This window comes from uncultured Microscilla sp., from assembly GCF_947493425.1.
Lineage (GTDB): Bacteria > Bacteroidota > Bacteroidia > Cytophagales > Microscillaceae > Microscilla.
In genome coordinates this window covers 20,238-41,805 of the sequence record NZ_CANLRP010000061.1, presented here as the reverse complement: position 1 = coordinate 41,805, position 21,568 = coordinate 20,238, and the positions used below count along the sequence as shown (strand labels likewise).

The 21,568-nt window shown below is 41.1% G+C and carries 16 protein-coding genes; 8 read left to right on the top strand and 8 right to left on the bottom strand.

From position 1 onward, the window contains the following. The first annotated feature begins 279 nt into the window (after nt 1-279). From Q0954_RS16630 to gldF, 4 genes are all read left to right on the top strand, one after another. Nucleotides 280-1,428: a serine hydrolase gene (locus Q0954_RS16630; RefSeq protein WP_299458622.1), complete on the top strand. Its 1,149-nt coding sequence runs from the start codon at nt 280-282 to the stop codon at nt 1,426-1,428. A 399-nt stretch (nt 1,429-1,827) separates the two neighbouring features. Then, a complete protein-coding gene (gene gldA / locus Q0954_RS16625) occupies nt 1,828-2,739 on the top strand; it encodes a gliding motility-associated ABC transporter ATP-binding subunit GldA (RefSeq protein WP_299458621.1) in 912 nt (303 codons plus the stop codon). Nucleotides 2,740-2,748: 9 nt separating this feature from the next. After that, nucleotides 2,749-4,221: a DUF6056 family protein gene (locus Q0954_RS16620; RefSeq protein ID WP_299458620.1), complete on the top strand. Its 1,473-nt coding sequence runs from the start codon at nt 2,749-2,751 to the stop codon at nt 4,219-4,221. Nucleotides 4,222-4,232: 11 nt separating this feature from the next. After that, a complete protein-coding gene (gene gldF, locus Q0954_RS16615) occupies nt 4,233-4,961 on the top strand; it encodes a gliding motility-associated ABC transporter permease subunit GldF (RefSeq protein ID WP_299458619.1) in 729 nt (242 codons plus the stop codon). 75 nt (nt 4,962-5,036) lie between these two features. Here the strand turns inward: gldF and Q0954_RS16610 are convergent, their stop codons facing one another. Further along, complete coding sequence (locus Q0954_RS16610) at nt 5,037-5,723, bottom strand: hypothetical protein (RefSeq protein WP_299458618.1); 687 nt, start codon at nt 5,721-5,723, stop codon at nt 5,037-5,039. 252 nt (nt 5,724-5,975) lie between these two features. Between Q0954_RS16610 and Q0954_RS16605 the strand changes: the two genes are divergently transcribed. Beyond that, entirely contained in the window at nt 5,976-6,671 is a 696-nt protein-coding gene (locus tag Q0954_RS16605) for an Ig-like domain-containing protein (protein WP_299458617.1), read from the top strand. A 115-nt stretch (nt 6,672-6,786) separates the two neighbouring features. Beyond that, the gene (locus tag Q0954_RS16600) at nt 6,787-6,930 is read left to right on the top strand and encodes a hypothetical protein (protein WP_299458616.1); all 144 of its coding nucleotides are present in this window, start codon (nt 6,787-6,789) and stop codon (nt 6,928-6,930) included. A gap of 51 nt (nt 6,931-6,981) precedes the next feature. Here the strand turns inward: Q0954_RS16600 and Q0954_RS16595 are convergent, their stop codons facing one another. From Q0954_RS16595 to Q0954_RS16580, 4 genes are all read right to left on the bottom strand, one after another. Then, nucleotides 6,982-7,467, bottom strand: coding sequence for a hypothetical protein (locus Q0954_RS16595; RefSeq protein WP_299458615.1), 486 nt, complete (start codon nt 7,465-7,467; stop codon nt 6,982-6,984). Further along, on the bottom strand, nt 7,464-8,141 hold the full coding sequence (locus Q0954_RS16590; RefSeq protein WP_299458614.1) for a hypothetical protein: 678 nt from the start codon (nt 8,139-8,141) through the stop codon (nt 7,464-7,466). Before Q0954_RS16590 ends, Q0954_RS16595 begins: the two co-directional genes overlap by 4 nt. A 12-nt stretch (nt 8,142-8,153) precedes the next feature. Further along, the gene (locus Q0954_RS16585) at nt 8,154-8,849 is read right to left on the bottom strand and encodes a hypothetical protein (RefSeq protein WP_299458613.1); all 696 of its coding nucleotides are present in this window, start codon (nt 8,847-8,849) and stop codon (nt 8,154-8,156) included. A 1,072-nt stretch (nt 8,850-9,921) separates the two neighbouring features. After that, nucleotides 9,922-10,773, bottom strand: coding sequence for a M57 family metalloprotease (locus Q0954_RS16580; RefSeq protein ID WP_299458612.1), 852 nt, complete (start codon nt 10,771-10,773; stop codon nt 9,922-9,924). 886 nt (nt 10,774-11,659) lie between these two features. Here Q0954_RS16580 and Q0954_RS16575 point away from each other — a divergent pair. Next, nucleotides 11,660-12,973, top strand: coding sequence for a hypothetical protein (locus Q0954_RS16575; RefSeq protein WP_299458611.1), 1,314 nt, complete (start codon nt 11,660-11,662; stop codon nt 12,971-12,973). Nucleotides 12,974-13,226: 253 nt separating this feature from the next. Beyond that, nucleotides 13,227-13,640, top strand: coding sequence for an Hsp20/alpha crystallin family protein (locus tag Q0954_RS16570; RefSeq protein ID WP_299458610.1), 414 nt, complete (start codon nt 13,227-13,229; stop codon nt 13,638-13,640). 105 nt (nt 13,641-13,745) lie between these two features. Here Q0954_RS16570 and Q0954_RS16565 read toward each other — a convergent pair whose 3' ends face one another. The 3 genes from Q0954_RS16565 to Q0954_RS16555 form a co-directional block, all read right to left on the bottom strand. Further along, a complete protein-coding gene (locus Q0954_RS16565) occupies nt 13,746-15,140 on the bottom strand; it encodes a VCBS repeat-containing protein (RefSeq protein ID WP_299458609.1) in 1,395 nt (464 codons plus the stop codon). A gap of 333 nt (nt 15,141-15,473) precedes the next feature. Continuing rightward, nucleotides 15,474-17,003, bottom strand: coding sequence for a PorP/SprF family type IX secretion system membrane protein (locus tag Q0954_RS16560; protein WP_299458608.1), 1,530 nt, complete (start codon nt 17,001-17,003; stop codon nt 15,474-15,476). 80 nt (nt 17,004-17,083) lie between these two features. Next, on the bottom strand, nt 17,084-21,472 hold the full coding sequence (locus Q0954_RS16555; RefSeq protein WP_299458607.1) for an FG-GAP-like repeat-containing protein: 4,389 nt from the start codon (nt 21,470-21,472) through the stop codon (nt 17,084-17,086). Nucleotides 21,473-21,568: the final 96 nt, after the last annotated feature.

Here is a 21,568-nt window from a genome sequence, read left to right as displayed (position 1 = left end):
CAAGTGTGTTTAATGATTGACAACTTTTTAATAGAAAAATCACTTTATAATTATTAAATACCAGTTGTGGCTCCTACCGGATGTTGCCTTGAACGCAAAAAGTGCCTCAGTCAGCCTTGAGTTTATGCCCTCAACCTCGACACTTATTTTGAACATGTTCCTAAGCACTTTGACTACCACCCAACGCCCCAAAATAAGCCAGGTATTCTTTTACTTCACCCAATTAAAACAACTTAGCGAAGCAGGTTTTCGTTACCTCAAAAATGAGGCAACGAAACTATGAGAAAAACTAAACTACTCGTGCTTTTTTTAGCACTGATTTTAACCGTTTCCTGTAAAAAAGAAGACGACACCGAACCTGCCAACAATTCATCACAGGGTTTCAGTGAATTGGAAACCAAAATTGTAGATGAAATGACCAAAGAGTCCATTAACGGACTTTCCGCATTTATTATTAAAGGAAATGAAACCGTTTGGATCAAAGGATTTGGAAAGGCAGATGTAGCCAATAACAAAGAGGTAAGTAAAGATACCCCTTTTATGTTGGGGTCTGTTTCTAAAGCGGTCACAGGCATTGTTCTTCTGACTTTATACGATGCCGGGAAATTTAAATTAGATGACAACATCAACAACTACCTCCCTTTTAAAGTAATCAATCCCCATCATCCCAACGAAACCATTACTTTTAAAATGCTGTTAGCCCATGCCGGGTCAATCAACGATGCGGGTTATGATGAACTAGACGACAGCAAAATATATACATTTGGTGGAGATACCTCGCTCGACTTGGGGGAGTTTTTGAAAGATTATTTGGTAGACGGTGGCAAATATTATAGTACTGACTCCTACACAAAAGACAAACCAGGGGCAGGCTTTAAATACTCAAATGTGGGCTCTGCTTTATGCGGCTATTTAGCAGAAGTTATTGCAGGAGAAAAGTTTAGCGACTACTCCAAAAAAGTACTTTTTACCCCATTAGGAATGAGCAATACGGGTTGGTGGCTAAAAGATATAAATATAGATCAGGTAGCCATTCCTTATGAAAACGATGGCACCGCCATTCAGCATTATACTTTTGTAGATTATCCCAATGGGCAGCTCAGAAGCAGTGTAGAAGATATGAGCAAGCTGATGCACATGTTTATGCAACAAGGTACACTAAATGGCCAAAAAATATTAGAAAGCACTACGGTAGACTTAATCAAAGCCAGGGCTGGTTTTGTAGATAGCTCAAACTTTGGGTTGAGCTGGTATTATGATAAAACCAGCGCAGGAGATGAAATATTGGGGCACAATGGCTCAGAACGAGGAGTACAGACTGAGTTCTTTTTGGACACTAAAAGTGGGGTAGGGGTAATGGTGACAGCCAACAAAACCACTTCTTTGGAAAGCATTCGCGATTTGCTTTTTGAGGAAGCTAAAAAATAATCACCATCATAAGGCGAGCCTCCTGGTGGCGACCAAAAGCTTACGCCAGCAGGAGGAACTACCCAAAACAAGGGCGGTTTCTTGTGGGCGTTGAGGTTTTTATGGCCAATTGCCCGATTTGTATTTACCTTCCGTGAAAAAAAATCATCATTTTTACTAATTTTGAGTTACGATGCGTTAATTGCATTCAGGAAACACTTTCATATTCGACAGGTTTCCTAGCGCAGTTGGTAGACTTTTAATAAAACAGCGTTTTATACCTGCCAGGTTTTCCAAAACCTGGCAGGTATAAGCAAGTAGGCTTTTAAAATACTTGACGCAAATATTAAATTTCAATTGCCTATACTACGAAACCTGTCAGGTATAAAAACAGACATTATAAACAATTAAACCAACTCTATGTCAGTTGTTGTTAGCAATCTTACCAAAACTTTTGGTGTTCAGAATGCCGTAGACCAGGTGTCGTTTGAGGCACAACCGGGCGACATTGTAGGGTTTTTAGGACCTAACGGCGCCGGAAAGTCTACCACCATGAAAATAATCACTGGCTACTTGCCCCCTACAGCAGGCAGTGCTACCGTGTGTGGATCTGACGTAACCCAAAACTCCATGGAAGTACGCAAGCACATTGGCTACCTGCCCGAACACAACCCCTTGTATTTAGACATGTACATCAAAGAGTATTTGCGTTTTATTGGGGCCTTGCACGGGCTCAAAGGGCGCAAACTCAAACAGCAAGTAGCGGCGATGGTAGAGTTGTGCGGGTTACAACGTGAGCAACACAAAAAAATAGGCGCCATCTCTAAAGGGTATCGCCAAAGGGTGGGGCTGGCACAGTCTATCATTCACGATCCCAAAGTGCTCATTTTAGATGAACCTACCACTGGGCTTGACCCCAACCAAATTGTAGAAATACGTGAGGTGATTAAAAACATTGGACAAGAAAAAACAGTCATTTTTTCTACCCACATTATGCAAGAGGTACAAGCCATGTGCAACCGGGTAATCATTATAAACCTGGGCAAAATAGTAGCCGATGGCAATGTAGACTCGCTTAAGGCAATGCAAAATAAAGCCAATGCTTTTATTACCGAATTTAAAGAAGAAATTGACTGGAAACTCATTGGTGAGCTTGAAGGTGTCATTGAGGTGCAGCCATTGGGTGCTGGTAAATACAAAGTGTTTGCCCAACCCGAAACAGACGTGCGCCCGCTGATGTTTGAACTTGCCAAAACCCATCACTGGACCTTGGTAGGGCTACAGCAGCAAGAAAACACCCTGGAAGATGTTTTTCAGAATTTAACCAAATAACCGACCGTTTTGATTACACTTCTAAAGGGTTTACAAAGCTGGATTTTTCTACAGTACCCCAAGCTTTTGGTCGGTGGCTTATTGCTGGCGGTACTGCCTTTTGTGGGTTTGTCGTTTTATGTGCATCCTTATTACGACGACTTCAAGGTATATACATATACCCAAGGCTTAGGTTTTGTTCAGTTTTTCAATTACTGGTATTCAGGCTGGACCGGGGCTTATACTGTCATTGGTTGGTGGTTTTTTGCCAACCCGATTTTTTACAGTTTCTTTGCCTTCAAGCTCATTCCCCTTCTTTATATATTACTGCATTGGGCGTCAATTTATGCATTGGTGGTTGTATTGGTGCATCCTGCCCGGCACATACACCAAACACGCCTCATGATAAGTTTATCATTTTTGGTCATTTACCTGAGTCAGGCACCCGCCCTCAATCAAACCCTTTATTGGTATGTAGGCGCTACAGCTTATTATTTACCTGTATCTTTTGTGTTGTTTTTTTACGCCCTTTTTATCAGGTACTTGTCGTCGGCTCACCAGGTAAATCTCTGGCAATATACCGGGCTTGTTGGTCTCAGCATTTTTATTGTAGGCACTACTCCTTTTGTTATTGTGTGGCATGTAGGTTTGCTCGGTTTGTTTACAATCAATGCTTTTTACAAATACCCCAAACACGCCTACTACCTGCTGGCACTATTACTCATTACTTTAGCCATGACCTGGGTCAACCTGGGCAGTACAGGAGGCTTTGTAAGAGCCCAAGCCCTTAAGAACCAACTTGCCCAACAAGGTATCAGCTTTGAGCAAAACACTTTTAAGCTGGTTACATTGTCGTGTTACTTTCTTTTGTATCATTTGGGCAACTGGCTCAGTAGTAGCGTATTGTTGCTTGCCAGTGTGTTCTTTATTCCCGTGGCAGTCAGGCTAGAGCAACGTTTCAATATTCAGTCGAAAATCATCTTTACCCACCCTTTATTGTTTTTGGTAAGTGTAGTAAGCATGTTATGCGGTTTTAGTCTTATTGTGCACTATTTTCATTCGGTATCAGTACGTATCTGGAATATTTTTTTCCTTATTTTCCTTATTAATTGGTTTATCTTTATACAATTAATTGTTACTCATTATATTCGTTCTCAGAATATCGCGGCGTTGCTCAAAGTATTGAAAATAAAACCACTTATGATTACTTTGTCGCTGGTTTGGTTATGGTTGTTGTTTGTGCCAAGTCGCTATAACATACACAATGCCTATTACGACTGGTTATTGGTAGCTCCAGTGTACGAAAAAGCCATGCAAAATCGTTACAAGATACTTTTGGACGCCCAAAAACATGGAAAACAAGAAGTAGCTATTCCTATACTATCAGAGCGGGAAAAATCTAAAATTATGTTTATTGATGATATAAGTACCGATCCCAATTATCATTTAAACAAATTATACGGGCAGTACTTTGGTATAAAACAGGTCAAAGGCATTAAGTAAAGTCAGACATTATGCTAACAATTTTTAAAAAAGAATTCAACAGTTTTTTAAGTTCACTGATTGCCTACATTGTCATCGTTGTATTTCTTACAGGCATAGGCTTGTTTATGTGGGTGTTTCCCTCTACCAATGTGCTCGACTATGGCTACGCCGACATGGAAAGCCTCTTTTCGCTGGCGCCCTATGTGTTTATGTTTTTGATTCCGGCCATTACCATGCGTACCTTTGCCGAAGAAAAAAAGACGGGCACAATGGAGTTGCTCTTTACCCGCCCCCTCACCGACTGGGACATTTTGCTGGGCAAATACCTGGCTAGTCTGGCGTTGGTCATTTTTGCTTTGCTGCCTACACTGATCTACTTCTTTTCGGTGTATCGTTTGGGCAATCCAGTGGGCAATATAGACATATCGGGCACAATGGGATCCTACTTTGGGCTGATACTACTAGGTGCAGTATTTACCTCTATTGGTTTGTTTGCCTCAGTGCTCACCGAAAGCCAAATTGTCTCTTTTATCATTGCCCTTTTTCTTTGCTTTCTTTTTCACGAAGGCTTCGGTTACCTTGCCAATGTGCGCGACACAAGCGATTTTTCGTATTACATTGTTCAGTGGGGCATCAGTCATCATTACGAAACCATCCGCAAAGGTTTGATAGACTCACGTAACCTGGTGTACTTTTTTAGTATGATTACTGTGATGTTGCTTGCCACCAAACTGGTATTGGGCAGCCGCAAATGGTAAACATAATACTTGGCTTAAAGTATGAAAGTGTTTTGGGTGAAAAACAAGGGCAGTTTTAAAGCTCAACGATTACAATCAAATGCCTTCCCGTTCTTTTTTGGGCGTATAGAATACCTCACATTCAGGGTGGCTACGTTTAAACCGACGCACCGTTTTGTCAGTCAGGCGGGCATCTTCGCAATAAAGCAATTGTAGTTTTTTTAATTTTCTGAGGGGGCGCAATGTTTTTACATATGTAGAGTTACAGTTGAGCTCTTGTAAAAGATGCATGCCCTTGAGGTAGTCAAGGCGGTCTATATCGGTCATACTACAGTGCAACACCCGCATATTTACCAGCTTACGCAAAGGCTTGAGAGTGCTTACGTGGGTATTGTAACACGATAACTTCAGCAAAGAAGTCATGTGCTGGAGGGGCTCCAGACTTAGTATATTGGTAGAGCTACAATCAAGCACCTGTAGGTATTTAAGCTGACTTAAAGGGGTGAGCGTAGCAAGTTGAGCATTGCTGCAATCCAGTTCTTGCAAATACACTATTTGCTTAAGTTGTGCTTCGGTAGGGCGCCCGGTAAAGCCGATATTTCGGCGAAAAACCTCTTGCCATTCCGGAATCAGGTTGTCCCACCAACTCTGCGACGATTTAAAAATACTTTTCCAATCTGCGGCGATCTTGTTTAGGTCAACCCCAAAACTATTATTAATTTCGGTATTGAAGTTTTGCCAAAAAGCCTTCAGGTCGTTTTGAAAATTACTGCCATTATTCATTATATACTTATCTTATAGGTTTGTTGTTATATGGTACACACCCACATACAAATTGTACACCAAGCACTTTTTAGCCAATAATATGATGAAATACTGTCAAAATATCAGCTATTCGTACTGATTTATACTAAAATACCGAGCAATTGTATGTCTTTTTGCCTATCTGTTATTATAAATATACGGGCTACCCAGAAAAATTCACAATTTTTACTTAATTTTGCATTACGATATACACAAATGCTTGAAAAACTAATGTTGTTAAGAAAAATCATATTACTATGCCTTTTGTGTGGGTTTTATATGCCCTCCCTCAATGCGCAACACACCACCCAGCATCGGGTAAGTACATCACCCAAAATAGTAAAGTTACATCCTGCCCAAGCCAGTACACATGTGCCCATTGCTTCTCAACTCATCATACAGTTTGACCGCCCCATCCAAATGGGCAGTGGCAACCTTATCATCCAAAAAGAGCAAGGCAACACACCAGTACAAATCATAGGGGCTTCAAGCATTCATGTAAATGTAGACCACAACCGCCTGGTGGTAGACCTCAGCATGCCGCTGGCACATTATACCACCTACCATATTCAAATAGACAAAAACTATGTAAAAGACCTGGAAGGAAATGCTTTTGCTGGTACTCCAGCGGTCAAAAACTGGCACTTTACCACCAAAAAGCCCACCGAGCAAAAAAGCTTACATGTGTTTCCAACACCTGCTACCGACTATTTCAACGTGCAACTCAAAGGAGTTCAAATCAAAGTTGCCCGCATAGAACTGTACAGTTCAAAAGGGGAGTTGGTAAAAGTACAATTGTTGAAGCCTTCTAAAAATAATATGCTGGAGCAAAAGATATGGATACGCGACCTGCCCGAAGACATTTACATATTAAGGGTGATTACGCCCAACTACCTGATGGAAAAACGAGTGCCTAAGAGATATTAATTATAGGGTATTTTTGCCGCGTTTAACTACGTCGAGCTTATTACAACAAGTTGCCCCAATGCATCGCATATTCGTCTGGGGCTTTCTTATAAAAAGCGACAAACCCCTCTGAAGCTTGCAAAGCACAAGGTTTCGATCGGGCGTGGAGACACTGCCCTCCAAGGACAAGCTCAGAGCAGGTGAGGCGGAGGTGTTTTTTGAAGTGATGATGCAAGTGCAGAAAATTATTGATGGGGGAGAGGTGTATATCGATAAATAAATAAAAGGCAAGCAAACTGTCCAGCCATTCAGTTGCTTGCCTTTATTGGTTTTAGAACTTAAGCCTGAGCCCTATACCATTGCCCGAAAAATGTAGGCGTAACCTCATTCCTGTTATTTGGTTGGTACCCAGTCTTTGGTTATAAATTTTGGCAGCCTGAGCCGCTTTTTTGTTAGCACTGGCATATATTGGAATGCTTATAAGTGCCATCCCTACACCTACACCAGCAAGTGCCCACAATGGTTTGCCTCCAGCAAGCGCAGTACCCAATGGCCAGCCTATCAGACCTCCGCCCAAAGTAGCAAAAAAAGTAGCCACGTTTGCATCTGCAAAAGAAGCCTTAAGGTGTTTGTATGCTTCAGGGGTATTCATCATTATACCCGTGATTTTTATTCTATTCAACTTTTTGCCATTCTGCAAAAAATAACCTCTCTTGAAAGTAACAGAATCGGTAGATGCAGGAGTAGTGGGTGTTGTTTGAGCAAATGTATACAAGCTCAATAAACTGATGGTCAAAACTAATATGATCTTTTTCATTGGTTAAATCTCTTTTTTTCGTTTAATAAAACTTTATGAATGGCTGTTTTTATAGCAGTGCGTATATTGAGATATTCGGGTGGAGTACGCCACTTGCCTTTTATTTGTTTGTGTTTATATGACTCACCCTGGTACATCAGTGTATTGTCATGTAAATTGACTATCTCTGATCCGATGCGGCAATAGCCAAATCGCGAAAACGTAATAAACCCACTGTAGTTTATCAGAAGCCCATACGCTACCCTTACAATCAACAGTTCGTCTACTTGCAACTGAGCTTTCAGAAATCGCAAATCATACTTGTAGTGTTTTTTTCCTTTTACTTTCTTGGTTTTATATAGCGCAAGTTTATCAGGGCGAAGCGTGTAGTCAAGTGTTACATATTGCTTGCCTCTTTCGTTTAAAACCTGAGGGTAAAATGTTTTGATAGTATGCAATACATCCATTTTTTTGTCTACAATTGCCAAAGGTTCCAAATATTTGTTACCTTGAGTAAGCGCCAGGTCTAGTACATCCTGTGCTCCCATTCGCCCCAATTGTATATCGTCTATAATGTAGACAATGCCTACCTTGGTTTTATTAGCGTAAAACTCTTTCTTGATTTTCACTTTAAGTGCACAGCCATTTAGTAGCAACAAAGCACTGATGGCCAGCAGGTAATATATCCTTTTCATAAAGCTGAGTAGTTAAAAATTTGGGTCAATTACACTAGTTGGTGGAGTATACCCCAGCGAATAACGCAGACCAAATATCAGTTCATGGTCTAAACTAGCTTTGCCAAAATAGTTACGCCAACGAAATATCAAGTGTAGCCGTTGAGTACTATTGCCTTGTGCCAAAACCAAAAAACGCAGGTTTGTTCCCAGTTCATAAAAGGGGTTAGGGTTAAAGTCCAACGTTTGTGTTGTGCAATCTTCGCACTCGTCTATTTCTCTTGTTCCGTTGGTGGATATATTGCCTGTATTTGCCAACAAAGCAATAGATATTTTGTCTGAGGCTTTGTTATGAGGTACCAGTATCAAATAAGGAGTTTGGGTGCCAATGCTCCACCTAAATTGAGTAATGAGGAGGTCTGACTTGCCTGTTTTGAGCTGTCCGGTTGTTTTGTGTTTCATGAGTTCGGTAAAGCTTCCATACTCGTCAACATACACTCTGCCTGCTCCCAATGAAACGTTGAATAGGTCGTAAATGTGAAAGCCAAACGAAAGCTCAACCCCTTGTCCATCTTGACCGATTTTGTTTTTATTGGCAGCGAATTTTCGGAAGTTCATGCGACCACCCCCAAAAAACATGCTGAATGATACTGGAGTAAGTGGTGCCCACTTTTTGACCTTTGTCTGGTCGGGAATTTTTTGTGCCTGGGCACTCAGGCAGAGTGCCATTGTCAGACTCAATAAACTAACTTTAAGTATGTACATAATAAAAAAATGATGGTGCAGGGGCTCAAGTGTAGCAACACTTGGCTGGATGAGTACCTGCAGTTTGCACTTATTTGAAAAAAATGATAATGTTGGAAATGATTGTTTGAAATAACCTCTAAATGCTTATTTTTTGATGTAATATAAATATCAAAAAGATGCTAAAATAGAGGGCATAGTTCTCCTGTAATGCTTTGGTAAATGCTACAAGGCATCACCCAAAGCCCCAGGAACTACTCAGAAACTGTTGGTAAGTGATCCGAGAAAACATAAAGCTGTCGCAAGCAGATACAGAGTGTACTCATTTAGTTTAGTAAATAAGGTACAAGTGTATTGCTTTTTGCGTAGCAACAAATCTAAGGAATGGTGTAAAAATAAATTTCTATAGTAACGCTAAAATATTTTGTTGCTATACGAGTCCAAAAATCGGCTAATAGCATCGCTATTCGTCTATTTTTTAACAAAGTATAGCCTCAAAAGATGAGGTTAAGAATGCGTATTTATTGTGGTACCATTCCTGATTAAGCCTCTTGAAAGGAGATTTGCTGTTGATTCATTGTTTGACTACTGGATATAGTGCATAGCTAAAAATGAATAAGGAGAAGTAAATGGTTTATTGATGAAATGATATTAATAGGGGGATGTAATAAATTAAATTTTTCATAAGTTTGATTACTTTTATTATTGATCATACAAACAACTCTGATGTTGATGTAATATTATGATGTAAATGTAAGGAAAATATAAAAAAACATCCAAACAAAAAAAGATTAAATCCTCCCTTGTCAATCCTTTGTCAAGTACTATTTGGTACTATGTTGATTTATAATTGTACTTAATTTATTTTTATGCCTATAGTTACTGTTGCAAGTTTACTTGATGATGTGCTCTTGATAAGTTTTGGAAATGATGGTGCCTTGTAAATATAAAAACCCTGACACATAAGCACCAGGGTTTCATAGCTTAACTATATATTACAAATATTATAAAAGTATGAGATATTGTAAGTAAGCACTTGTGGTCTTACTTTGCTACATTAGTACATGTAGTTTAAAGACACGTTGTCGTAGTAAGAAAACTCGCCAGGAGTACCTAAACCACCACAAGACAACATGATAGACTGAGCATCGTAGCTGGTAGGAGTACCAGGAATGTTGATGGCTCCATCGAAACCTTGGCCTTCGCTTCCACCTTGTCCACAGCTAATAGAGCGATTGAACCAGTCAGTATGACGGAAACCGATGCAGTGTCCAAGTTCGTGCATTGTAATGTGACGTGCAGTTTGTAAACCAGCGTTGTTTACGCCAGAGTTCATCTGTACCCACTTGTAAGGAGCCCCACCGCTTGGGAAACCAGCCTGAGCACCTATCTGATTGTTAGGCACTTGATAAACCACAATGTCGTATGCATTGAAGTTGGTACCAAAAGCCAAAGTATAACGTAAGCTAATGCCAGCTGCATTGTATCGTTGGATGGCTTGCTGTAATGCTGTTCTTAAAGTGTTACCCAAACCATATCCACCACCACCAGTGTAACCAATTACACGGATAGTACGAGGGGCATTTACTAAGTTAAAGGTACGGTATTGCTCACCCTTAGGGCCTTTTGTTTTGGGGCTGGCAAGCATACTTTTTAGCTGATCTTCTGAAATAAACACATCTTTTTCGAGGGTATACCCGGTTTGAGTTTTCCCTGTCAACGGGTTGGTTATCTGGCCGTATGATCCGTCACGGGCGTCAAATCCCAGACTGGCAAACTTGTCTACTACCTCTTGGCTCAAGCCTTTCTTTTGGCTTTGGTTAGGGGTAGTCTCTTGTTGTTTACACGAAAAGGTAAAGGCAGCAAGTAACATTAAAAATAGGCTGTGTAATAGATTTAATTTCTTCATAATTTTTTTAAATAATTGTGTAAGATAATTGGTGTTTGAGTCAAATAACTCGATGCAATGTTACCATTTGATATGGTATAAGTCCAAAAAAGGCAGGTAAACAAAAAGTATACAAAGCACATTGTTTAAATTTTTGCAAGTCACTAGAGGTGAACAATATTTTTAAAAGGAAATTTTGAGAAAATATTATAGTGTACAATGAGAAAATTAAGAAATTATATTTTACTTGTAAGTATCTTTTTATCATTTATTTAAATGATTTAAAAAGGAAAATAATAAGAAAATATAAGTAAACAATAGGGAAAATACTCTAAAATGTTTTGGTAACATTGAAACGAGGATAGGCTGTTTTTTTATGTAAAATGAAATTTTTTGATTAAATGAATGTTTGTAGAATATTATTCTATATAAAATGTTTTAGTAAAATTTATTTTGTTTTTATAGTTGTTTTTAAGTGTTTTTGTGGGTTTTATAAGCTGTGTCAATTGTTTGTCAGAGGGTATAAATTAGCATCTTTAGTTGAAGATAATGTTTGTAAATTCTAATTGTTTAAACTTTATGTTAAGATAATTTAATTAGTCAATTGATATGATTCTTTAATGAGGGTTAATTACTTAATTTGCTGTTTTTGTGGTTAAAATAGTATGATAGCCAAGCATTTTTTGACATTTAAAGGAGTTCTTTCCAGAGTTTATTTTTTTTGAGCCTATGCAGTGTTTTTTATAAGTAATGAATGACCAACTCTTAAAGTCTTAGTTTAAAAACTAAGAGTATAGTTGTTTTTTATCTTTAAACCTTCTATACTTGTAATTATAGCTTTTGTTTTGGTTGATTATTCTGGCAAAAGTACTTATGTCCAATGTTTATACTAATGTTTGTTGTAATAATGATGAAATATGTTTCTCAGGCCTTTTGGTTACTGTTGTTTATACCCGTCTTGGTCTTTGCCCAAACTCCGCAAGAAAAAGAAAAATATGTAATGCTTGACGATTTATACAAGGCAAAGCAGTATGAAAAAGCCATCCCACCGTTGAATTGGTTCTTGAAAAATAAACCTGACTTTCATAAAAACATCTATATCAAAGGTTATAACCTATACCATAATTTGGTAAAGGAAACTTCTGACGCACAGCAGAAAGCCAAATATCAGGACAAAGCCCTGGCGATTTATGATATGCGCGTAAAACATTTTGGCGAAGAGGCAAAGGTAATGAACCAAAAAGGACATTATGCCTTTTTTTATTGGGGAAGTCGCCCCGACAAAGTCAATGATTTGTTTAAGCTGTATACCAAAATTATAGCTCTCAATGGCAATAATACCTACTACCGCAGTGTGTCAAACTATATGTATATGATTTCGCAGCAATACCGAAAGGGAAATATTACGGGTAAAGAAGTGGTAGATGCTTATGATAAGCTCACCAGTATTATCAATGCCAATATGCCCAAGTACCCCCAACACTGGACTGAGGTAAAAAACTATGTAGATGATACTTTCAAAAAGATAATTAGATCGAAAAGCAAAGAAGGTAAACCCATGCTTTCCTGTGAGTTTGTTAATTTATATTATATGCCCAATTATCACAAAAACCCTAACGATATTGAAACGATCAAAGAGATTATGCGCTTGTTGATCGAAATAAGGAAAACCAACCCTTCGGCACCTTGTGGTCAAGACTCTACCTTTGCTATTATGAGCGAGAAATTATTTAAAGCAACTCCTACTTATGAGGGGGCATTGCTGGTAATCAGTATCTATAAAAAACAAAAAAATTATGCTAAGGTAGAGGAGTTGATAAACCAATTGCCTGACTTCGCCAAAACCAGCAAAGAAAAAGCAAGCGCGTATTATGCCATTGCCAAGGCAAAAAGAAGCGCAGGAAATAAGACAAGTGCCCGAAACTTTGCCTTGAAAGCAGCAGCAGCTGATGCCAAACTTGCCTCAAAAGCATATAACCTTATCGGCGATATGTATTACAACAGTGGGCAAATTTGCACCAATAAAAACCCCGTGCTGAACCGTGTAGTATACATAGCAGCTTATGAAATGTACCAAAAAGCAGGCAATGCCACCAAAATGGCTAAAGCCAAGGTACAGTGCCCCGACATAGTAGATGCACATACTTATGGGATGCAAAAAGGACAGTTGATTTCGGTGGGTTGCTGGATTGGTGGAAAAGTAAAACTTATGCTACGCTAAACCCGTATTAAGGGCAAATGTTCAACACAGCCTTTTTACCTTTTACTATGTATGGTAATTGCCTGACATGATTGTCGGGCTTTTTTGTGTCATAAAGTCAGCCATTGTTGTGTGTTTACGATGTAAGTGTGACATTGTGGCTGTAAATCCTTGCAAATCAGCGGCATTCTGTTGGTTTTGGGCACTGGTACAGCCTTTGATAAATCCCTCTTTAAAATCAACAATATTCCCCAACACTAAACCAAAGAACAAAATGGAAGATAATATGCAAACCAATAAAGTAACCATAGAAAAAGGTCTTTTGAAAAGCATAGCGCAAGATGTGCGTGCATTGAACACTGTAGCCGGAGGAATTGTGGCTACTCAAATGAAAATTATACAGTCTGAAGATGGCTACACAGTAAAAATAAAGGCGCCAACCGTGCCTATTGAAGCCTACAATATTGAAATAAACCGTGACCAGTTGATGATTTACACTACACTGGCAGAAGACGCTTCAAGCGAAGACATCATTACCCCTTTTTTCCAGGTATTGCCTATTAGTTCTGGGGTAAATGTAGAGGCTATCGAGGCAGTGTTTGAAAACGGAGAGTTACAGATTTTTGCTCCCTTTTACGAAGAGCACAAGTCAAGCAAAATCAAGAGAATTAACATTCGTCAGATTTGAGAATCTTAGTTTTTAGTTATATCGCTTTTAATGTTCGTACAAAATAAAAACCTCTGCCTGGGATTAGGTAGAGGTTTTTTTGGTGAAAAGCACATTTAGGGTACTTTACTGTACCTCAAAAGACTTCTCTTCCGAAAACTTAGAGCTTTGAAAAGCCCCATTGATGGTTTGTACACTCCAGTAATACTTGCCCGGAGGTAGGTTTTTTATTCGCCAATTGTCGTGATGGTGCGCGTTGCCGTTTTCTACCACCAGCCTAAAGCCACTCTGGGCGTCTGCCATGGGCGAAAGCTGGTCGTTTTTGCCCGGAGCAGTGCCAATTCTTATATTATAAGTAATGCCCTTGAGATCTTTTATCTTTGCCCATTTCAATACTACATCTTTGCCTTTTACCTCAGCGTTTAAGTTCGACGGAGGGTGCATCTTTACATCTTTGCCTTTGTTAAGGTTGTTTTGATAAATTTTGGTATGTTGGTTAAAACTCTGATCTTCGCCCGTAATCAAAATATCCAAGTCACCATCATTGTCATAGTCGCCCCAGGCAGCCGATCCAGCCGACAAACCTATAAGCGGAGCATTGATGTCTTTGAAACTACCTTGGTTATTTTGGTAAATTTTAGAGCGTCGCTTGCCCTGATTGTCCATTCCTGTAATCAAAATATCGAGGTCACCATCGTTGTCATAGTCACCCCAGGCAAGCGAGCTGCGCGATACCTGGATCAAATTGGTATTGATTGCCATAAACTTACCTTTATTATTTTTATATAACTTGGTCAATCTTTTGCCTTGATCAGTCAGTCCACACATCAACAAATCCAAATCCCCGTCATTGTCATAATCGCCCCAAGCAGCCGCCCCCCGCAAAAGCCCGGTAATGTTGGCGTTAATGTCGGTAAACTGGCCATTGTCATTACGGTAGATAAGACATTTCGCCAGTTTTTTGGTAGGGTGGTACCTGCCCGATACCAAAATATCGAGGTCGCCATCGTTATCATAGTCACCCCAGGCAGCCGTTCCGCGTGAGATGCCTATTAAGTTTGTCTTTATTTTTACTAGCTTGCCCTTGTCATTTCTAAAAATTTGAGTTTTTCTGCCACCACTTTTAGTATTGCCTGCCATGAGCAAATCCAGGTCACCATCGTTGTCATAGTCGCCCCAAACCACCGTACTGGCGTATACTCCATCCAGTTTTTGAGGACTCTCTTTGAAGTAATTACTGCCCTCATTATAGTATATTTTGGCAATGCGACTTTCTCCATTTTGCCCGGTAAGCACCAAATCCAGGTCATTGTCATTGTCCAGGTCAGTCCAGGCAAGGTTGTTCGATGCTACACTATTTACCCCTGGCAAACTTGCTTCAATGTCTTCAAACTGTCCATTGTTATTGTTATAAATGCGGGTAACCCGTTTTTTACCGTCCCACCCCATCATAAACACATCCAAGTCGCCATCGTTGTCCTGGTCGCCCCAGGCTACCGAACTATACTTGAGGTTAACCATTCCGGTTTTAACCTCTTTAAATTGGGCTTGAACCCCCCAGGTACACATTAAAAATAAGGAAAAAAAGGTGAAAGTTCGTAAGTATTGCATGGTTGTCATATTTTGTATTGAGTTGAATATTTGACGAAGAGAGGCAAGGCATTGATGAAGCAATGGACAAAAATGCCTTGCTAAAAGTTAATAATATTTTGGTATGAAGCCTAACAGATGACCTAAAAAAATGATCATTTTTCAATGCCTTTTTTTGAAAACTAAATTTAGGTACGCCCATAAGCCAACTACTGATAAAAAGCCAGAAGTATAGGTGCTTCTGGCTAAATCTGGGACTATTTTTTAACTATCTGGAAACCTCATCTTAAATGCTACCCTGCGGTTTTTCTTACGGTTTGGCTCGTTTACGTTGGGCACCAGCGGACGATTGTCGGCATATCCGGCAGTTTTAATTCGCTTAGGGTCAATGCCATCGTATTCCATCAAATATTTACGCACTGCCTCAGCACGTTTTTTAGACAACCTCAGGTTACCCGCTTTGGTACCAATGTTACAAGTGTGTCCCGATACCTCAATCTCTGCCTCTGGAAACTCCATCATTTTTTGGGCTACACTATCAAGCAAAGCCTTCGACTTTTCGTCCAGCTCGTCGCTGCCCAGCTTAAAGCGAAAAGCACCATCTTCAAGCCCTGGCTTGGTTTTCGGTTTTTCTTTGGGTGGGGGAGGGGTAGGCACCATGGCCATAGGAATAGCCCCTGGAGGTTCAGGGTTAAACTTCATACCAGAGTCGGGGTCGATGGGGGGGATTTCGTAGTGAGGTTTTTTAAGAGGCTTGCGCTTAAACTTAAACCCTACGGTGATTTCAAACACGCTGTGTCCCTGCCAGATGGTAGACGATTGAGCGGTTGGCCAGTCAAAGTTAAACGCTACAAAATACGAAGGTTTGTGAAACTCCAGCGAAGCTATAATCGCCTTGTTGAGGTTGTACCAGGCACCCACGCCCACTTTGGCATCTTTGAAATAAGGGGCGATTTGACCCAGGATAAAAGGACTGGCAAAAACCCAGGTACCTGCATTGATCTGGTTGTTTCCCGTCCGGTTGATCCATCTGAAGTTAGGAAACACCGAAAAGTTGCGGTTTTCCCATACCCTCATTCCCCCCGTCATGGTAAACTTTCGTCGGATGACATCTTTTACCTCGTTGAAAAACGACTGGTTAGGTTCGTTGATGTTGTACAACGACATGCCCAAAAAAGCTTTGGTGTTGCCCAAGGTATCTTCGGCTTGCCACATCATACCTGCACTGGCCGAAAAATAGCTTTGTGAGGTATTAGCGGCACTTTCACCCAGTCCGGCGTTGGGGTTTACGGTTCCCCCCTGAAACTGCGCATCGGTGGTGAGGTTGTCAAAGCGAATAGAGCGCTGAAAATAACCCCCTTGTGCCCCAAAACTGATGTGATGCTTGCCCCAGTTTTTGGTATAATATTGATCAGTTTTTTTGCCCAAAAAGTGTGAACCAATCTCGTGGTTATAGGCAAAAGCCCCGGTAAATCCATTGGTGTGAAGGAAAGTACCGTTTTGGTCATTGACAAAGCCCAAGGCTACCCCTCCCCACCTTTTTTGGGTGTTTTTGTTGATGAGAGGATATACCCCGGTAGCCATAAAAAACCGGTAGTTTTCATCGGCCACATTGGGCTGATTTCGGTAGTTCAAAAAAATCTGACGATCGTTGCTTGCCGCAGCCCTTGCCGGGTTGGTAAGCAAAGGTGTATAATGGTATTGGGTCATGTTAAAATCTTGCGCCTGCCCCAGGGTATGCAACCCCAATAACAAACCACAGATTACCCAAAAATTTTGTGTAAAATTTTTCATCTGTATTGATTAACTAAGGTGTCGTTATGTTTTTAATAAAGGCAACAAGTAACTAAACCTGTTGCCCATTGTTGAATGTGCTATCTGAGTAGATTAATTTTTCCGGCTTTGGCGCCCTTGAAGCTTATTTCCCGCCCATCTACAAATGTTCCGATGATGCTCCAGGTATACATGCCTATTGGTTGGTTTACCCCACCTCTGGTTCCATCCCAACCAGTGGTCATTGCTTCATCTATCGATCTGGTTTCGTACATCAAGTGCCCTGAGCGGTCAAACACTCGAAATCTGATCGTTTGAATACCACTTCCTCGTACGATAAAACGATCGTTTTGACCATCTCCATTGGGTGAAAACAGCGAAGGAATGAATATATCGGTATTAGGAGTCACTATTACCCGTAGGGTATCACTGCCATTACTTTGGCATCCGGCAGCATTGGTAGCAGTTACTGTATAAGTAGTAGTACTGGTGGGTGCCAGTACTGCCTGTGCTCCATCGGTTGACTGAGAGTTAATGCCTGTAGTAGGAGTCCAGGTGTAAGAAACCGCCCCAGTTAAGTTAATGGTGACACTATTCCCTTCATTAATGGTGACCTGGTTATTGCCCTCTACATTGGCTTCTACTCCCGTAAATGTAACCGAAGGAATAGCATTTACTGTAACGGCTATTTCGTTAGAAGTAACCGCTGGTGTACAAGACAAACTGGAGGTCATAACTACTGTTACTACATCACTGTTATTGAGCGAGTTGCTTGTAAAAGTAGCTTGGGTGGCTCCGGCAACATCGTTTCCATTGACTCGCCATTGATAGGTAGGACTGGTTCCTCCGTTGGTGGCAACAGCAGTAAATGTGATATTTTGCCCGGCACAGATGGTATTGTTGGTAGCGTCAGATGTGATGGTTGCTGTGGCAGTAGTTATAGGACTAAAAGTAACTGTACTGGCACTCGATGGTTTGGTACATCCATTGGCTGTTACTTCTACTATATAGCTACCAGCAGCATTTACAGTGAGTTGGTTGCTATTGGTGCCAATGTTTATGCCATCTTTTTTCCATTGATAAGTAGCCCCGGTTACAGCGGTAGCAGTAAGTGTTCCGCTGGTACCACAAAAAAGGACTGATGTGCCATTTTCAATAGTGGAAGCAAAGTCTGATACTGTAATGGTGACTGTACTGGCTTGCACCACTGATGAGCATCCTGTTTTTGTGGCCAACACATTAAAGGTTGTAGTGGCAGATAGGTTTCCGGTAGGCAAGTTGATTGTACCACCTGTACCTGTTACTGGGGTACCTACATTGCTATTATCAGTGTTGTTGCGTAATTGATAGCTTACTCCCGTTTCGGAGCTGGCTACAGTCACATGCACCCCGGTGCCTGAGCATATTGAGGTACTACTTGCACCTATGGTGAGTCCACTACTTAGTGGATTAGTTGTAGTAATGGCATGGGTAGAGGTAAGGGTACTTTCGCAACTTCCTATGCTGGCTTTTACACTAATGGTGACATTAGCTGATAATGCTCCAGTAGTCAAGGTAATGTCGCCACCAGTACTGGTAATTGGATTGCCAGTATTGGCGCTTCCGCTAAACAACTGATAAGTTACGCCATTTTCTGAACCTGTGATGGTAAAGCTTACTGTTTCGCCACTACAAATCGTGGTCTTGTTTGGGGTAACCGTTAGACCAGTCGCAGGGGTTGAGACGACCGAAATAGTTTGTTTGCCCGTAAGTTCTGCCCCTGCCACACAAGCTCCCCCGGTTGCCAAAATATTAAAAGTAGTATTAGCCGCTAAGTTTCCAGTGGCAAATGTAATGGTTCCTCCGTTTCCTGCTACGGTTCCTCCTACATTAACGTCACCAGCATCATTACGCAGCTGATAGGTTACCCCAGTTTGAGATTTAAGCAAGGTAATCGTGGCTGCTGTACCGCTACAAATGGTGTTAGAAAGTGCCCCTACCGTCAGGTCTTGTTTAATAACAGTAACGGTTTGGGTGGTATTTAGTACTACCGAACAGCCTCCAGCGTTGGTTGCCAATACATTAAAAGTTTCGTCGGTAGCAAGGGCCCCAGTATTAAAGCTTAAAGTCCCGCCATTACCTGCTTGTGGGGTGCCTACAGCATCTGTACCTTTTCTTAGTTGATAGTTTACTCCAGCTTCAGAGGTGGCCACTGTAATGTCGGTGGCTCCATTAGGACACACAATATTGCCTGCAGCTCCTACGGTAAGTGCCGGATTGGGAGGTGCCGCCTGTATTACCGGAATAGTGAGGTAGTTGTTGGCATAGCTACACTCAGCGGTACCTGTGGTAGTAGTACCTGCAGCCAAGGTATAAGTGGCTGCCGAGTGGTTGTGGTTGAGCAATATATGCAGGTTGGTGAGCATGCCAGAGGTAGAGCTACCGTTTACTATCAGTGTTCCATTAATGGGTACTGCCTCGTTGGTAGTGAGCTCTTGTATGAGCGTGGGGGCTGCATCGGTATAGGGGTTTTTGTCAAATACGGCAATTTTTACTCCGGCAGGCAAGGTAGCGCTTCCTTCGTTTTTTACCACAAAACTGTAGTTGATGACCCCACCATTTTGGCAGATGTTGGTAGCGTTTCCATTGACTTCTGCCGTCATGTCGGGTGCCGGAAAAATGTGATCTCCAGCAACATCATACAAACTTGCCTGATTCAAAAAAGTATTCAATATTTTTTTGTAAGGCTTCCCATCAAAACCAGTCACGTTAATGTAGTTTTGCTGTTGCCTTGGAATGGTCAGGTTGTCGTTTACATTGGTAATAAAATAATTGTGTTGGTTCCATACTGCCCGTGAAGGTCGCCATACCCTATTGGTTGACTTCAGGCAGCGCACATAGGCTTGTTGATCGTCTAGAGGCCCATTGGCATCTTGAGCGGTAAGTATAATCTCAGTTTGTCCATCACCGTTTACATCTACTACTACAGGATTGTCGTATCGAGTACCCGATCGGGATATAATCGTAGTTTTCAGCGCACCAGTTTGTCCGTTATATACTACCAGGTTTTCTTCTTCACTGTATACTACCTCACTTACCCCATCTCCATCAAAATCAAACACCGTACTAGAGGTTCGCTCTGAGTTATCGTCCAGCCCTGTTTTCTCCCATTTGCTGGTAAGGGTACCAGTGCCAGGGGTGCCTGTAGGGTCTAACACTATGTAGAGGTTTTTACCTGCTACGCCTATTTCCAATTCGTCGTCTGTATCAAAGTTGGCTACATTGGCACGTCCTCCTTTGGTAGTACTTGTAAGGGTGTAGGTAGAATATAGCTGGGTAGAAGTTTGCAAGTCCCAAACGTATACTTTACCACTGCTTACTACTATGCCATCCAAGTCACCATCATTGTCAACATCCGCTACAGAGGTTACCCCATCGCCCAAACCTCCGGGAGCGGTTACTTCAGCATTGAGTGTGCCGGTGGCAATATTTACTGAGTATACGGTGTTGCCCGCTACTAACTCTAGCCCCGAACAGTTGGCACAAGCCCCATCAGCCAATACATCTACCGCTATAGAAAAAGGCTCATTTTCTCCACTATGTGCTCCACTGGAGCCTGAACCATCTACTAAACGTGTACCATTGACAGCCGAGTAAATTTTATTACCCACGTATACTTCTACTACTCCATCTTGGTTAAAGTCGGCAAGGTTGGGGGTATAAAGTCCGTTTTCGGGGGTGGTAGATTCGAAAGTTTTGGTAAGGGTACCGTTGGCGTAATCATATCTCTCGAGGTTACCAGTGCCATTGAAAAAGAAAACCTCGCCTAAGCCATCCCGGTCTACATCGCCAATGGCTACTGAAGTAAACTTATCATTATTACTTATATTTACATTTACTTCTACCTGTCCTGTCACGCCATTAAACATATACAATTTACCAGGATTGTCTTGTTTTGCCACTACTTCGGGCACTCCGTCGCCATCCATGTCACCTACCATTACTGTGGCACGTTGGTCAAAAGGAGCAGTACCTGGTTGGCTATTGTCGCCATCTACTCCACCATTGGCACTTCGAGTGTTCCATATTTCTACCAGGTTAAAATCACCTGGGTTTGCCGTAAAGTTACAACTGGGAATAGGATTGCCATAGAAAAAACCGTTGCAACTGGAGTTATTGGCACAATCAGGGTCGTAACAGTCAACCAGCCCATCACCGTCATCGTCAATGCCATTGTCGCATATTTCTGTGGCAAAGGTGCGGGTAGGGGTGATAAGCTCCAATTTGTTTTTTTTATCCAACGAAGGGGCAAGCAGTTTTTTTTCTGGTTTTAAAACAGGCTTGTTTGCTATAGCAGAGGAGGTCAAATTTAATGGGGGGCTGTTTTTGGCGAGCCAATTTAAATTAAAACCCAAAAGAGCCACAAAGCTCAATACCAAAATCCATTTCTGGATATACCAGTTGCGGGTATACCTTTTTTGCAAAAATAAACTGTTAATCCTATTCATCATTTTTGTCCACTGAGTTTATAATAAAGTTTTGTATTTCTATAAATTAGCATGATGCATAGCAGGATATTTGAATATTCTTGAATACATTGCCTGTTA

Excerpts from the sequence above, each read along its gene's own strand:
- Q0954_RS16630 (WP_299458622.1), top strand. The coding sequence starts at position 280 with ATGAGAAAAACTAAACTACTCGTGCTTTTTTTAGCACTGATTTTAACC.
- gldA (WP_299458621.1), top strand. The coding sequence starts at position 1,828 with ATGTCAGTTGTTGTTAGCAATCTTACCAAAACTTTTGGTGTTCAGAAT.
- gldF (WP_299458619.1), top strand. The coding sequence starts at position 4,233 with ATGCTAACAATTTTTAAAAAAGAATTCAACAGTTTTTTAAGTTCACTG.
- Q0954_RS16610 (WP_299458618.1), bottom strand. The coding sequence starts at position 5,723 with ATGAATAATGGCAGTAATTTTCAAAACGACCTGAAGGCTTTTTGGCAA.
- Q0954_RS16605 (WP_299458617.1), top strand. The coding sequence starts at position 5,976 with ATGTTGTTAAGAAAAATCATATTACTATGCCTTTTGTGTGGGTTTTAT.
- Q0954_RS16595 (WP_299458615.1), bottom strand. The coding sequence starts at position 7,467 with ATGAAAAAGATCATATTAGTTTTGACCATCAGTTTATTGAGCTTGTAT.
- Q0954_RS16590 (WP_299458614.1), bottom strand. The coding sequence starts at position 8,141 with ATGAAAAGGATATATTACCTGCTGGCCATCAGTGCTTTGTTGCTACTA.
- Q0954_RS16585 (WP_299458613.1), bottom strand. The coding sequence starts at position 8,849 with ATGGCACTCTGCCTGAGTGCCCAGGCACAAAAAATTCCCGACCAGACA.
- Q0954_RS16580 (WP_299458612.1), bottom strand. The coding sequence starts at position 10,773 with ATGAAGAAATTAAATCTATTACACAGCCTATTTTTAATGTTACTTGCT.
- Q0954_RS16575 (WP_299458611.1), top strand. The coding sequence starts at position 11,660 with ATGATGAAATATGTTTCTCAGGCCTTTTGGTTACTGTTGTTTATACCC.
- Q0954_RS16570 (WP_299458610.1), top strand. The coding sequence starts at position 13,227 with ATGGAAGATAATATGCAAACCAATAAAGTAACCATAGAAAAAGGTCTT.
- Q0954_RS16565 (WP_299458609.1), bottom strand. The coding sequence starts at position 15,140 with ATGGTTAACCTCAAGTATAGTTCGGTAGCCTGGGGCGACCAGGACAAC.
- Q0954_RS16560 (WP_299458608.1), bottom strand. The coding sequence starts at position 17,003 with ATGAAAAATTTTACACAAAATTTTTGGGTAATCTGTGGTTTGTTATTG.
- Q0954_RS16555 (WP_299458607.1), bottom strand. The coding sequence starts at position 21,472 with ATGATGAATAGGATTAACAGTTTATTTTTGCAAAAAAGGTATACCCGC.